The following is a 14836-nucleotide window of genomic DNA, read 5'->3' as shown; positions in this document are numbered from 1 at the left end:
TCACACCAGTTGCTGATCAATAAACGTCATTTTTTGCTTACGCGACACCATGGCGTAGTTCAGCAGAACGCCGCCACAAGCCACCATACCACCCAGTAACGCCGCCAGAATAACGATCATCGATTTAGCCGGACCATCTTTATGCACTGGCAGCGAAGGTGAAAGCTGATATTTAAACGGCGTAAATTTTACGTCACTCACATTCATCGCTAACAGCTGATCAACGTGATATTGGCGGTTACGTAATTCTCCGTTAATCTCCGCAACATCTGTTACTGATTTTTCTATTTCTAATTTACGCGAGATACCGTCAGCGCCCAGTGAAATAGAGAAATCAGGGTCATCTTTCACCGCCTGGCCATTACTGTAGACCGGCTTTTTAATCCCGGCGGCATTCGCAATTTCCAGTGAGTAGTTGAGTCGCTGGATATTTGCTTCCATCTGGTTTTTGAGCCTGACGCGATCCATCGCCAATTTTTCTTTCTCATAACTGGTTTTGATGAACAGTTTATTGCGAATATCTTCCAGCGTTTCTTTCACTACAATATCAGAAATATATCGGATATATCCCTGTAGCACAGACTGGGCTTCTTCGGCCTGAGGGGCGGTAAAGCTCAGGGTCCACGCGGTATACAGCGAGGTCTCATTCTTCTTACCGACATTGGCGTCAACCGCGGTCATTTTTTCACTGAGCCTGACGATTGCGCGGTGCAGGTCCATTTCGTCAATATCAGCGCCTTTCAATTGATCCATCACATAGGGTGAAGAACGCAGATAATCTTCTAACAATGAGGGTGACTGGAATTTTTTGATAAACAGGTTAAACACATCCCCACGGCTAACGCCAATATCCATATCCAGTACGCGCAATTTGGTCAACGTATTCTCGAGGTTCTGCCACTGAACCGGTTCTGCTGGGGTCACGATGGCCTGACTGGTCCATTTTTGCGGCAGCAGGAAAGAGACCAGGATACCCACGCAGGCAAAGGCGAAAACGGTAGCCACAATTTTCGTCCTGGCGCGCCATAAGATTTCGATCAGGTTAACCAAATCTATTTCGTTGGCGTTTACCGCAGGCTGAGGATAGGCAGTAAATTCCGAAACGTTGTCTTGCTTAATATTTAATGATGACATGTTGCGTGACCTGAAAACTTTCCCATAAGAAAAACACTCCCGTGGGAGAAGTCTACCAGCTAGTCAGAATTATCCGAAACTTTCTTTACGCATCAGCCCCTACCAAAAATTATATTCGGAATTTATTCACTCTCCTCGCCAACCCATCACACAGTAAAGTAACAACCCCACAACATGACGCTGCATTATGGGGTTGTTCGATCGCCGCAATAGCAAAAGTGACTTTGTTACACAGATTGATTAATCAGCGCATTAATTACAGGCCCTATCGTCTCAAAGGCGGTGGTAGAAATGATGTCGACATGCGCGCAGTCCTGACGATAAACATCCAGACTGGATATCCATGGTGACCAGCTACGTTCAGGGCTAACGTCCTGCGGTAATGTGCGTTCAGCAACAAACAACGTAGCGTGGCCCGCAAAAGGTACGCTGTGGGCTGTGGTTAACAGGCGAACCGCATCGGTATAATTACCTTCGATAGCGTTGAATAACGCGTCAGACGCATTGCCCTGCTGTGCGGCCAGAAACGCTTCACGTTCACGCTCGATCTCCGCCAGTACGGCAGGATCCAAGCCATTAGCCTCTTTTTCCTGCCAATTTTGCGTTTCCGGCGGCCAGGTATCCAGCAGCCCCAGAAAGGCAACTTTCTCACCCCGAGCGAGTAAACGCGCGGCAATCCCCTGCGCCAAAGTGCCTCCCAGTGAATAACCTAATAAATAGTATGGGCCGTGAGGCTGCTGGTTAAGCAGCGTTGCCAGATGATGGTCACATACCGCATCGAGGTTTTCCGCCGTTTGCATGGGTCCATCCGGTCGCGGTGACTGAATGCCTATAATCGACCACTGTGGACTGAGGTAACGCGACAGCACGCTAAACTGCCAGGCAAAACCCGACGCCGGATGGAAGCAAAACAGCGTTGGGCCGTGACTTTCACGCAGCGGCAGCAGCGTCTCAAATCCCAGACGCTGCGACTGTTCATCATCCTGACTCTCCAGCAATGCGCTGAGTTGTTCAACAGTAGAAGCCACCATAATCTGACCTGGCGTCACCTGACGCTCAAAAACCCGGCTCAACTGCGCTGCCAGCTTCATCGCCAGCAACGAATGACCACCAAGCGCAAAGAAGTCCGCCTCCACATCATTGACCTCACAATCCAGCAAGGCTGCAAAAGAGTGCGCAATGGTGGTTTCGATCCCTGGGCGCGGCGCACGTCCCGTTGTACGCGACGTTAGCTGAGGCATCGGTAGCGCTTTACGATCCAATTTACCGTTCGCGCTGAGCGGCAGCTCCGCCAGTTGCAACAATACCGTCGGCACCATATGCGCTGGCAGTTTTTCGCGCAGACTCTCCCGCAATCCAGATGTGTCCAGCGGTAAACCCGATTGCGACACCACATACCCCACCAGTTGACGCGCATCGCCGCCGGTCGCCGCTGCCTGATTAAATACGCAGGCATGGGCAACAGCATGCTCGACATCGGGCAGTTGCTGCATCACCCGATCAATTTCCCCCAGTTCAATACGCTGTCCGCGAATTTTAAGCTGGTCATCGCTGCGCCCGAGATATTCCACCGCGCCATTTTCCAGCCAGCGGGCCACATCCCCGGTACGGTACATGCGTTCACCGGCATTAAACGGATCGGCGATAAAGCGGCTTGCCGTCAGATCCGCTCGTCCCAGATAGCCCTGCGCCAGTTGGATCCCCGTCAGGTATAGATCGCCCGCTACGCCGAAGGGCACCGGACGCATCATGGCATCAAGGATCCGCAAACCGGTGTTCCATACCGGATAACCAATCGGCACGCTGTTGCCGGTTACGGCGGCGAGCGCTTCCCCCCAGGCCGGATACCAGCTCACATCGACCGCCGCTTCGGTTGGCCCGTATAAATTGTGCAATGGCGCATGGGTCAACTGTTCCCACTCACGACATAAATCTGCAGGCAAGGCTTCGCCACTGCAGAATACCCGCTTCAGCGAGGCACAACTTTCCTGCGCAGTTTCCGGCGTCAATGACGCAATAAAAGCAGCCAGCATGGAAGGGACAAAGTGAGTGGTCGTCACCCCGTATTGGGCGAAGAATTGCTGCATCGCAAGCGGGTCGCGGTGTGCCTCAGGTTCCGCCATCACCAATTTTGCGCCGGCAATAAACGGCCAGAAAAATTCCCACACCGAGACATCAAAACTGCACGGCGTTTTTTGCGCCACCACATCCTCTGCCGTCAGCGGATAGTGATTTTGCATCCACAGCAAACGGTTAACGATGGCCGTTTGCCCGACCATCACCCCTTTTGGTCTGCCGGTAGAACCGGAAGTAAAAATAATATAGGCCGTATGATTAGGTTGAGAGAGGGCCAACGGCGCGGTATCTCCCACAGGGAGCGGCGCGTTGTAGCACAGACTTTCCAGTCCTGGGATATCGCCAAAGCGCGCCAGTTGTTCATCGGTTGCGATCAACAATTTCGGCTTCGCGTCTTCGAGCATCATCCGCAGGCGATCGTCCGGGTATCCGGTATCCAATGGTAGCCAGGCGGCGCCGGCTTCAACAATACCGTGCAGCGCCAGCGTCAGGAACACGGAACGCGGTAATGCTACCGCAACGCTGTCACCTGGCTGTACGCCACGCGCACGCAGTAGCTGCGCCAGCGCCACAACCTGCTGGCGCATTTCGCGATAGCTTAACTGATAGCGAGCATCGGCCAGCGCCAGGGCATCCGGCGTTTTATCGGCCTGCTGTGCCACCAGCGCGCTCAGCGTAGTGGACGGGATCTCCACCGTCGTGTCATTAATCTTCGCCAGCCGCTCATACTCCGCTGGCAACAGCATCCCGGCCTCACCACAGCGTAGCGCCGGATTGTCGGCAAACTGTTCGATAAGCGCGGTTAAACGCGATGCGTGTTGCGCCAGCGTCGCGGCATCGTAACGCTGTTTATTGGCGAGGATTTCAATACTTAGCCCACCGTTTTCATCCGGGAATAGCGCCAGCTCAAGATCGTTGACCGGGCCTGTCGCCAGGGTATGGGTCTGCGCCTGAACGCCCGGAATATTCAGCTGATAATCGAATATTTTCACGTTCAGCACCGGGCCGAACAGCGGCTCGGCAGCGGCTGCACGCCCGCTATCGCGCACAATTTGTTCAGCGTCATAACGCTGATGTCGCCGCATTTTCTTCAACTGCCCTGCCAACCGCTGTGCCAGCGCAGGCAAGTTTTCTGCCGCATCCAACCTCACACCAAAGGGCAAAACGTTTAAAACCGGTCCGGTGGACGTGAGCGCCGCCGATCCCATACGCCGCATAAAAATAAACCCGGCGGCATAATCCATTCGGCTGCATAAACGCCCCAGCCACAACGCCACCAGCGCCAGGGCAAGATCTGCTCGCTGAACGTCAGGCATCCGTGCCGCAAGCTGACGGAACGCTCCTTCTGGCGCGGTTAGCTTCAGACGAATAATATCGGCACTGGCCGAACGACCCGGCAACGGTTTGTCCGACAACGAGGCCGGGGGCGGTAGTTGCTTGCGTTGCTCGGTCCAGTAAGCACCATCACGTTGCCAGGCATCGCTTTGACGATACTGTTGGTACTCTTCCACGACCTCGGCGAATGGCGTAAAAGGCGAGTCTGGCGTGGATTGTCCACACTGCCATGCGCGATAAATGGCGGCTATCTGGCGGGTAATGGCCGGGAAACTGAAGCCATCAACCAGCAGATGATGATAACGCTGATACCAGTACCAACGTTTATCTCCCACCTGAATGAGCTGATGGAAAACCAACGGTTTAGCGCCATCAGCGCGTAAGTCCTGTTGCAGATCGGCCTGCATCAGTGCGCGGGCTACTTCATGTGGGTTGGCATTTTCACGTAGATCGAGGATTTCAGGTTGCGCAAAAGTGAGCGTAGGATCGACCCATTGCCAGACCTCGCCGTTATCTTCGCTAAACCGCATCCGCAGAGTATCAGCCTGATCCAGACCGGCAACGATTGCCTTTGCCAGCAACGGCGCGTTCAGTTCACCGGTTAATTCTACATAGTGCGCAACGCTCCATGCCGAGGGCAAGGTGGAGAGTTTTTCCGCCATCCAGATCCCCGGCTGAGCCGCGACTAACGGTAAACGCTGAGTCATGGAGCCTCCTGCACATCAACGTAGTTTGCTGGCGTCAGGGTGGTCCAGTTTGCGTCCAGCCATTGCTGGCAGGCTTCCGGCGATTGCGGTTCGCACGCGACTTGCCAGCCAGCAGGAAGGGAGCACTGCTGCGGCCAGAGGCTAAACTGACGCTGTGGGTTTTGCAGAATGTAAAACTGGCCCTGCGGATTATCGAAGGGGTTACTGAATTCCATACTCAACTCCTGTCGTGGAACATCGTCCGGTTAAATCGTCTCGGAAAGCGGCTGCCAGAGCGTCATTAGCCCTTGCATCAGGCCGCCGCGCCAGCAAAGCGCATCGTGTCCGCCATCAACCTGACGCCAGAAAATAGATTGTGGTGCAGAGGGTAATTGGGCATATAGCGCCTGATTGGCACGAAAAATTATCGGCTCGCGGATCCCGGCCTCCAGAACGATACGCAGTCCCTGAACGCTGACCTGGCCGCTCTTCAGTTGCTCAACAATCGCCCCATCCTGATGACCGCCGCGATGCGGCCACCAGTAAGAACCGGACTGGCTAAGCACACAGCCGAAGCGCGTGGGCCAGTTCAGTCCCGCATACAGCGCAGACAACCCGCCAAAACTTTGTCCGGCGACCACCGTGCGCTGTGGATCGTCACTGAACGCAGTGGTCTTCTTCACCAGCGGCAATAGCTCCTGCTGTACCGCCAACCAAAAATCGGCGTTACATGGCAGTTCGCGACTACGATGAGATGTGTCGATCGCGTCAATCAGAAGATATACGGCGGGTGGGAGATCTCCGCGGTGCGTGAGCGCAGCCAGTGCAGGCCAGACCGGCATACTTTGTTCCCAAAACTGACCGTCCAGCAGGATAGCCAGCGGACGCGCTTCTGGTCGGGCGTCGCCGGTGGTAAATACCCATACGCGACGCGTATTCCCAAGCCTGGTGCTGTGCCATTGCAGGCAAACTGCGGGGCAATCGGGATCTTCAGGCTGATCCCATCCAGGCTGTACGGGAGCGTCTGGCATTTCCAGCGCAGACACCGTATGGCCACGACCTCCCCGCCAGCTCTGAGGATTAAGAGGATCGGCAATCGCCTGCGGTAACAATTGTCGCCAGCCTTCACGCAACACAGTTCGGTCAGGCGCTTCACCCGCCGTCAGCGCGGAAAAAATATCGTCCCGAGCGGTGGGAATGAAACAGTAGCTACCGCGCCAGTGGGCGCTGAGGGAAACACTCCAGCACCAAACATTCGTACCGCTAATACGTTGCATCGACTGAGGGGGGACATTTTGATGGTGGTCGGTGACGCCGGTGATATAGACCCACACACGACGAATGGCTGACTCTTTTTCCGTTCCCTGCGGGTCACGCCACCAGAAGGTTACCCGATAATTTCCGTTCTCTTCACGCTCCCACTCCGGGCCTTTTTTCGACTGCCACCACGCTTCGCTTCCCGTCTTTAACGTCGTCACCGCCATAACCCCATGTTTATTGTGAATTTTTATGATTCAGCGTGAAATATATTGATAATATTATTGATAACTATTTGCATTTGCAATAGCGTATTGTCGCGCTGTGGGAAGCGCGCACAGTTTTTCACCACTTATAAACCGACCTGGCGCTGCGTACTTTTTCTGGAATGGAGGGTTTACGCGGATGCGGGCGACATCAGACCAAATGCCGCACCACGGCACATGGGTTCTCGTGGCTAAAAGAACAGCAGGACATACAATGAACAACAAGATTCATTCACTGGCCTTATTGGTCAATTTAGGGATTTACGGGGTAGCACTGCCAGCAATGGCAGAAGATCAAACTGAAAACGCCGCTGTCTCTCATGAAGACACCATCGTCGTTACCGCCGCTCAGCAGAACCTGCAGGCGCCGGGTGTTTCAACCATCACCGCGGATGAAATCCGTAAAAATCCTCCCGCCCGAGATGTGGCGGAAATCATCCGTACCATGCCTGGCGTTAACCTGACTGGTAACTCAACCAGCGGCCAGCGCGGTAACAACCGTCAGATTGATATTCGTGGTATGGGTCCAGAAAACACCCTGATTCTGATCGACGGTAAACCGGTGACCAGCCGTAATTCCGTGCGTCAGGGCTGGCGCGGCGAGCGTGATACCCGCGGCGATACCGCCTGGGTACCACCGGAGATGATCGAGCGTATTGAAGTGCTGCGTGGTCCTGCCGCCGCACGTTACGGCAATGGTGCTGCGGGCGGCGTGGTGAATATCATCACCAAAAAAGGCAGCAATGAATGGCACGGTTCGTGGGATACCTATTTCAATGCCCCGGAACACAAAGACGAAGGCTCGACCAAACGTACCAACTTTAGCCTGAACGGCCCATTGGGTGGGGATTTCAGCTTCCGTCTGTACGGTAATCTCGATAAAACTCAGGCCGACGCATGGGACATCAACGACGGTCACCAGTCGGCTCGTACAGGGTCATACGCCGATACGATGCCAGCCGGTCGTGAAGGGGTAAAAAACAAAGATATCAACGGCCAGCTGCGTTGGGATTTTGCTCCGATGCAATCGCTGGAGTTTGAAGCAGGCTACAGCCGCCAGGGCAATCTGTATGCTGGCGACACTCAGAACACCAACAACGATAACAAAACCAATGGGCTGGTAAAAAAATACTACGGTAAAGAAACTAACCGTATGTACCGCCAGAACTATGCGCTGACGTGGAACGGCGGTTGGGACAGCGGCATTACCACCAGCAACTGGGCGCAGTACGAACACACCCGCAACTCTCGCTTAGGTGAAGGTCTGGCAGGAGGTCTTGAAGGATTATTTAACAGTAATCATTTTACTGACACTGACCTGGCGGATGTCACTCTACACAGCGAAATTAGCATTCCATTCGACCTGTTGGTTAATCAGAACCTGACGCTGGGTACCGAGTGGAATCAGCAGCGTATGAAAGACATGAGTTCCAATACCCAGACGTTTATGGGGGGGAACATACCTGGTGCCAGCAGTACAGATCGTAGCCCGTATTCACAAGCTGAAATTTTCTCTCTGTTTGCTGAAAACAACATGGAACTGACCGACAGCACCATGCTGACGCCGGGGCTGCGTTTCGATCACCACAGCATTGTGGGCGATAACTGGAGCCCGTCGCTGAACCTGTCTCAGGGGCTGGGCGACGACTTTACGCTGAAAATGGGCATCGCGCGCGCCTATAAAGCACCTAGCCTGTACCAGACTAACCCGAATTATATTCTGTACAGCAAAGGCCAGGGTTGCTACGCCACCGGTTCTGCCACCGGTATTGGCTGCTATATGATGGGTAACGATGATCTGAAAGCTGAAACCAGCATCAACAAAGAGATTGGTCTGGAGTTCAAACGCGACGGCTGGCTTGCAGGCGTTACCTGGTTCCGTAACGATTACCGCAACAAGATCGAAGCGGGAACCGCACCGCTAAGCAGAACGTCAATTACCCAGAAAAACCCGACTACGGGCAAAGAAACAACAACCTACACCGATATCTATCAGTGGGAAAATGTGCCTAAAGCGGTGGTTGAGGGTCTGGAAGGGACGTTGAACGTGCCGGTTAGCGAAACCGTTACCTGGACCAACAACATCACTTACATGCTGCAAAGTAAGAATAAAGAGACCGGCGAACGCCTGTCGATTATTCCTGAGTACACGCTGAACTCAACGCTGAGCTGGCAGGCACGCGAAGATTTGTCACTGCAATCAACCTTTACCTGGTACGGCAAACAGCAGCCGAAAAAATATGATTACCAGGGCAAACCGGTTACCGGCAGTTCGGCGAGTGAAGTCAGCCCGTACAGCATCGTCGGTCTGAGCGCGACCTGGGATGTGACGAAAAACGTCAGCCTGACCGGCGGCGTGGATAACGTCTTCGACAAACGTCTGTGGCGTGAAGGTAATGCCCAAACCACCAGTGATATCAAAACTGGCGACTATATGGCGGGCGCAGGCGCATACACCTATAACGAACCGGGCCGGACGTGGTTCATGAGCGTGAACACGCACTTCTGATAACGTTTATCCCTCTCCTCGCCTGTGGGGAGAGGGAAATCATCACTAGCATGCACACCACGCACACACCACTCACTTTCGCAGACCACACGCTGCATATTGTCGAGTTTGATCCCGCCAGCTTCCATGAGCAGGAGCTGCTCTGGCTCCCCCACCACGCTCAGCTCCTGTCCAGTGGACGTAAGCGCAACGCTGAACACTTAGCAGGGCGGATCGCTGCAGTATACGCTCTGCGCGAATTTGGCCTCAAAACCGTACCCGGCATCGGCGCACAACGCCAACCGTTATGGCCGCAAAATCTGTTTGGCAGCATCAGCCATAGCGCATCAACTGCGCTGGCGGTGGTGTCGACGCGTCCCGTTGGAGTGGACATCGAAACTATTTTTCCACCACCAACCGCCGTTGAGCTGGCTGACAGCATTGTCGATAACCACGAACGACAGATTATGCATCACGCCAACCTGCCCTTTCCACTCGCCTTAACCCTGGCGTTCAGCGCAAAGGAGAGCCTGTATAAAACGTTTTCGGAACACACTACGGCGTTACCGGGGTTCGCCAGCGCTAAAGTTACCGCCCTCACCCCAACCCAGATAACCTTGCGAATCCAGCCCTTATTTTCGCAAAGCCTCGCCGGGCAGGAAATTAACGTTCGCTGGTTTCAGCGCGATCGCCAGGTCATTACGCTGTGCGACGTTATTTTTTAACAAACTCACCAATCGCCTGATACGTAGCCTGCGCCTCCTGCGGAACTTTATCCTCCAGCATCAAATATGCGTGCGTCATCCCAGGAAAGTGCACATGCTGAACGGATATCCCCTCCGCCTGCAATCTGGCGACAAATGCAAAACCCTCATCCCGTAACGGATCCAGCCCACCACTGAATACCAGGGTAGATGGAAAATTCTGGCTCAGCGGCAGATAAAGCGGAGACGCCTGTTTACGATCTTCTCCATTGCGGAAATATTGCTGAAAATACCAGCGTATTTTGCTTTCATCCAGCAGCTTTCCTGAACCATTCTCCTGTACCGACGGCCAGTTCAGGGTGTAGTCCAGGCTCGGATAAATCAGCACCAGGCGATGAATTAATCCCGGCAGCTCGCGGGATAAAGCAGCGGCCAGCGTCGCGCTGAATGCACCGCCGCCGCTGTCACCAATAAGCGTAAGTTGGCGAGTATAAGGAATATGCTGACTTTCGAGCAGCGACCAGACGTTTTCTATCGCGGCTTTAGCATCGCAAAGACCCGCCGGGTAAGGATTTTCTGGCGCACGTCGATAATCAACCGCAACAACGGTATTTTTTGTCGCCATCGCCAGATGTCGGGCGATGGGGTCGTACACCTCCACCGAACCACTCAGATGTCCACCGCCATGGATAAACACCACCACCTTCGGCTCTGTGGTAAGTGTCGGGCGATAAATTCGTACCGGAATGCGACGCTCCCCGGTATCCACTTCAGTATTGATAATCGCCGCCATCGGCTCCAGGGCGGATACATTCGCTTTTGTCAGCGCCGCTAATCCTGCTCGAGAGCTGAGCGTGTCGTAGACGGGATTGGGATTATGGGGTTGCGCGGCGAGAAAATCAGCCAGCGGCGCGGGCGGTGTTTGCGCCACCGGACCGTGTTCCTGTTGCCAGCGTTGTTGATAACCTTGCTGTTGCGTCTGCACTGTCTCAGCGTTGACGACCTCACAGGAAAAGCACTCTGCCATCGACCTGCGTTGCCGCCCATGTTCATCAAAGTTGTCGGCAGCCAGCCAGCGCTGCAATGCGGCATCGCGCTGCGGCCATTCGCTATCAATTATTGATAACCAGTCGCTGTCGCGGTTGCGCCCCTTACGCACAATCTTCTGGCGAAAACGCCCTTCAAAGATAAATCCAAGACGCTCTGCCGCCCGTCGCGACGCCGTATTCAACGAATCGCATTTCCACTCCACACGACGGTACCCTAACGCAAACGCCTGACGCAGCAGCAGCCAGACGCTTTCGGTGCCGAGTACCGTATTTTTCATGCGCGGCGACCAGGTCACATGACCAATTTCGACCGAGCCATGCTCCCGCTCGATCGCCATAAAACACACCAGGCCAACGGCACGCCCGGAACGCTGTTCAATTACCGCATAAGGAACCAGAGAGGCGTCAGTGGATTTTGCCGTGATCCAGCAAGCCGCGGCTTCAACGCTCGTTGGGCGAGAGCTTGCAAGCCAGGTCCAGTCGCGATCGTCGGGTGCCTGCGCATAGGCATCAAACAGGTCGGCGACATGGCTGTCAGCATCCAGAGGAACCAAACGGCAGTACTGCCCAACAAGCTCTTCCCGTGGCAGCACGGCGGCACCTTTCCAGTCCGGAACAACATCGCCGACTGTCTGTCCATAAAGATTTATTTCCGGCACGACTCAACCCCTGTTGCGAAGCAAAAAATAGTTATAGCACCTGCCATTTCGCCTTCAAAGCGTCATGCCATGATTTCTTACGCCGAACAGAAAATCAGCCGCCCTTCTATACTTAATTAAAATCAACGCTGAAGAGAACCCTATGTCACTACCCGATTTTCATGTTTCCGACCCTTTTACGTTAGGCATTGAACTGGAAATGCAGGTGGTTAATCCCCCAGGTTACGACCTGAGCCAGGATTCTTCCCGGCTGATTGACGCCATTAAGCCGCAGCTTACCGCCGGGGAGGTGAAGCACGACATCACCGAAAGTATGCTGGAGATGGCAACCGGAGTTTGTCGCAATATCGACCAGGCTGATGCTGAATTGTCGGCCATGCAGCAGATAATCATGCGGGTTGCGGCAGATCATCACCTCGCCATCTGCGGCGGTGGTACGCACCCATTTCAAAAATGGCAACGTCAGGAAGTCTGCGATGACGAACGCTATCGACGTAATCTGGAAAATTTTGGTTATCTTATTCAGCAGGCGACCGTTTTCGGTCAACACGTCCATGTTGGCTGCGCCAACGGTGATGATGCCATTTACCTCCTGCACGGGCTGTCGCGATTTGTTCCTCATTTTATTGCGCTCTCTGCCGCCTCACCTTATATGCAGACATCCGACACGCAATTTGCCTGCTCGCGCCTGAATATATTCTCCGGATTTCCCGATAACGGTCCGATGCCATGGGTGAATAATTGGCCGGAATTTACGGGACTATTTCGTCGCCTGGCTTACACCAGCATGATTGATAGCATTAAAGATTTGCACTGGGATATCCGCCCCAGCCCGCACTTCGGTACGGTTGAGGTTCGGGTAATGGACACTCCGCTGACACTTAAACACGCGGTCAATATGGCGGGACTGATTCAGTCCACCGCCCACTGGTTACTCACCAAACGTCCATTCAAACACCAGGAACAGGATTATTTACTGTATAAATTCAACCGTTTTCAGGCCTGCCGTTTTGGTATGGCGGGAATCGTCACCGACGTGAATACGGGCGATGGACATCGCCTGGCGGATGACACGCTACGGCTGCTGGAGAATGTCGCCGCCTCTGCGGACAAAGTGGGTGCGACCAGCGCGATTGAAGCCTTACGCCTACAGGTTAAAAATGGTTATGATGAAGCACAGAATATGCGTGATTTCGTGGCGGAAGGCGGATCGTTGAGTGGCCTGGTGAAAAAACACTGTGAGATTTGGGCAGGGCTTTAGGCGGGGGATTTGCGTTGCCCGCTGAGATCCCGGACAATGGTATTTTAACTCAAGTTTAACAATACCATGAGACACCCGCTTGAATCGCTGATGACCGCCGCAGGGATCCTGCTGCTGGCTTTTCTGTCCTGCCTGCTCTTGCCTGCCCCTTCACTGGGCCTGGTGCTGGCGCAAAAACTGGTTGCCACTTTTCATCTGATGGACCTCAACCAGTTTTACACGTTGCTGTTTTGCCTGTGGTTTTTACTACTGGGGGTGATTGAGTATTTTGTGCTGCGCTACATCTGGCGGCGCTGGTTCTCGCTGGCGGATTAAGCCCGCGAGAACCCGGTGCCGTTAATGCGTTCGGCTATGATTTTCTTTGCGATAAGCGCCAGGCGGTTGACTAAACGTACGGGTAAAAATACGCGTAAAGGTCTGCTGCGAATCAAATCCGTACTTCAAACAGATGTCGTACACTTTCTGATCGGTATCGCGTAGATCGCGCGCCGCCAGCAGCAGTTTACGCTCGCGGATGTAACGCCCCAGGCTCTCGCCTTTGTACTGCATAAAAAGACGCTGTAGGTGCCATTTTGAATAACCCGCATGGCGGGCAACATCATCAATGCGCAATGGTTGATTCAAATTATCATCAATCCATTCAACAATCGTATCAATTACCTGAGCAGAAATCGTCATCATGCTCTCCCCTGTGTTCATTGATTCGCCTGCTGCCACCAGGCCGCAAATGTTTGGTCCGGTTCGGACAGTATGACCGGTTCACCCAGCATCGGCGTCAGCAGTCGGTAATCTTGTTGGCGGCTTGCAAGCGCCAGTCGTTTGTACGGATCATCCCAGGTATGTTTCGCCAGAACAAAACGACCTGCGTGCCCAGGCAAAACGGCTTTCGCATGCAGATCCGCCGCGGCCTGAGCCGTCTCTTCCGGCATCATGTGAATAAACTTCCAGTCCAGGTCATACTGACCGTTCTCCATAATCGCCAAATCAACCGAGCCAAACTGCTCGCCAATGGCTTTAAAATGCGGTCCATAGCCGGAATCACCGCTGTAATAAATGTTCTGTTCCGGCGTTTCAAACATAAAGCTGGCCCATAGCGTCTGATTACGCTTAATGCCTCGTCCCGAAAAATGGCGGGCTGGCAGAACATGCACAATCAGTGAGTCCGTCACTCTGACGGACTGATTCCAGTCACGTTCGTCGATTATCTCGCTGCGCATTCCCCAATAACGCAAATGCGACCCCACACCCAGCGGCGTAATCACCCGCTTAATCTTCGGCATTAACGCCTTGATGGTGGCGAGATCCAGATGGTCATAGTGATCGTGCGAGATGATAAGCAGATCGATCTCCGGCATTGTCTGTGCGGTCCACGGAAAATCCCCGGCAAAGGCTTTATTCAGAAATGAAAACGGCGCGGCATAGTTGCTGAACACCGGATCAAGCAGGATGCGTTGACCCGCCAGTTGCAAATACCATGAAGAGTGACCCAGCCAGACCAGAGTATCCTGCTGCGGCGGTAACCCGGCGAGATCGCTCGCCACCAACGGTAACGGCTGTGCTGGCCGCGCATTTTCACGCTTAGCGACCAGAAACTCCCACCAGGCCGCCAGCATACCTTTGTTACCGGTATAGCCCGGTGTCGGCAGCTGGTTATGAAACTGTCCATCACGATAGTGTGGCGACTGTTCAACCTGACTCAGTTGTGCCCCTTGCGGCGCCTGGCCAAATCCGGCATTGAGTACAAACGGTAAACTTGTAGCAGCGGCAATAAGCATAATAACAACCACACAAACTGTGAGACGCTTCATATCCTGACCTTAAACGCGCCTCCTTTCCGCTGGTTTGCGCGACTGACCCTTGATTATGAGTGAGTAAGCACTCATTATAGAAATCGAAAGTTCGCCGTCAAGATGATTTTCAA

The 14836-nt window shown here is 53.8% G+C and carries 10 protein-coding genes and 2 pseudogenes; 4 read left to right on the top strand and 8 right to left on the bottom strand.

Annotated features, from left to right (window positions below):
• From wzz(fepE) to fes, 4 genes are all read right to left on the bottom strand, one after another.
• Entirely contained in the window at positions 1–1134 is a 1134-nt protein-coding gene (wzz(fepE), locus tag FDW96_RS19690) for an LPS O-antigen length regulator Wzz(fepE) (protein ID WP_042309880.1), read from the bottom strand.
• Between the two features lie 227 nt (positions 1135–1361).
• Positions 1362–5252, bottom strand: coding sequence for an enterobactin non-ribosomal peptide synthetase EntF (gene entF / locus FDW96_RS19685; RefSeq protein ID WP_137366168.1), 3891 nt, complete (start codon positions 5250–5252; stop codon positions 1362–1364).
• On the bottom strand, positions 5249–5467 hold the full coding sequence (locus FDW96_RS19680; protein WP_079225062.1) for an MbtH family protein: 219 nt from the start codon (positions 5465–5467) through the stop codon (positions 5249–5251). The genes entF and FDW96_RS19680 overlap by 4 nt, the downstream gene beginning before the upstream one ends.
• Positions 5468–5497: 30 nt before the next feature.
• Complete coding sequence (fes, locus tag FDW96_RS19675; RefSeq protein WP_137366167.1) at positions 5498–6715, bottom strand: enterochelin esterase; 1218 nt, start codon at positions 6713–6715, stop codon at positions 5498–5500.
• 253 nt (positions 6716–6968) lie between these two features.
• On the opposite strand from fes, the gene FDW96_RS19670 reads away from it, so the two are divergent.
• Together FDW96_RS19670 and entD are read left to right on the top strand one after the other, a co-directional pair.
• Complete coding sequence (locus FDW96_RS19670; protein ID WP_042309884.1) at positions 6969–9263, top strand: TonB-dependent siderophore receptor; 2295 nt, start codon at positions 6969–6971, stop codon at positions 9261–9263.
• 50 nt (positions 9264–9313) lie between these two features.
• Positions 9314–9967: an enterobactin synthase subunit EntD gene (entD, locus tag FDW96_RS19665; RefSeq protein ID WP_137366166.1), complete on the top strand. Its 654-nt coding sequence runs from the start codon at positions 9314–9316 to the stop codon at positions 9965–9967.
• Here the strand turns inward: entD and FDW96_RS25450 are convergent.
• Both FDW96_RS25450 and FDW96_RS25445 read right to left on the bottom strand, forming a co-directional pair.
• Positions 9957–10670, bottom strand: a pseudogene (locus FDW96_RS25450) (alpha/beta hydrolase); the annotation flags it as partial. The gene entD and the pseudogene FDW96_RS25450 sit on opposite strands and share 11 nt — an antisense overlap.
• A 294-nt stretch (positions 10671–10964) precedes the next feature.
• Positions 10965–11654 (bottom strand): annotated as a pseudogene (locus tag FDW96_RS25445) (GNAT family N-acetyltransferase); the annotation flags it as partial.
• 142 nt (positions 11655–11796) lie between these two features.
• Between FDW96_RS25445 and FDW96_RS19655 the strand changes: the two are divergent.
• Together FDW96_RS19655 and FDW96_RS19650 are read left to right on the top strand one after the other, a co-directional pair.
• Positions 11797–12915: a YbdK family carboxylate-amine ligase gene (locus tag FDW96_RS19655; RefSeq protein WP_137366165.1), complete on the top strand. Its 1119-nt coding sequence runs from the start codon at positions 11797–11799 to the stop codon at positions 12913–12915.
• A gap of 66 nt (positions 12916–12981) precedes the next feature.
• On the top strand, positions 12982–13230 hold the full coding sequence (locus tag FDW96_RS19650; RefSeq protein WP_079225076.1) for a DUF1158 domain-containing protein: 249 nt from the start codon (positions 12982–12984) through the stop codon (positions 13228–13230).
• A 21-nt stretch (positions 13231–13251) separates the two neighbouring features.
• Here FDW96_RS19650 and FDW96_RS19645 read toward each other — a convergent pair whose 3' ends face one another.
• Positions 13252–13593 carry a RamA family antibiotic efflux transcriptional regulator gene (locus tag FDW96_RS19645; protein WP_042310172.1) on the bottom strand — a complete coding sequence of 114 codons (342 nt, stop codon included), beginning with the start codon at positions 13591–13593 and terminating at the stop codon, positions 13252–13254.
• 17 nt (positions 13594–13610) lie between these two features.
• Positions 13611–14723: an MBL fold metallo-hydrolase gene (locus FDW96_RS19640; RefSeq protein WP_137366164.1), complete on the bottom strand. Its 1113-nt coding sequence runs from the start codon at positions 14721–14723 to the stop codon at positions 13611–13613.
• Positions 14724–14836: the final 113 nt, after the last annotated feature.

Origin of the sequence: Citrobacter sp. TBCS-15, assembly GCF_005280815.1 — a bacterium.
GTDB lineage: Bacteria > Pseudomonadota > Gammaproteobacteria > Enterobacterales > Enterobacteriaceae > Citrobacter > Citrobacter werkmanii.
Note: the sequence above shows the minus strand (reverse complement) of the source record. Positions and strands in the feature narration are given on the sequence as shown.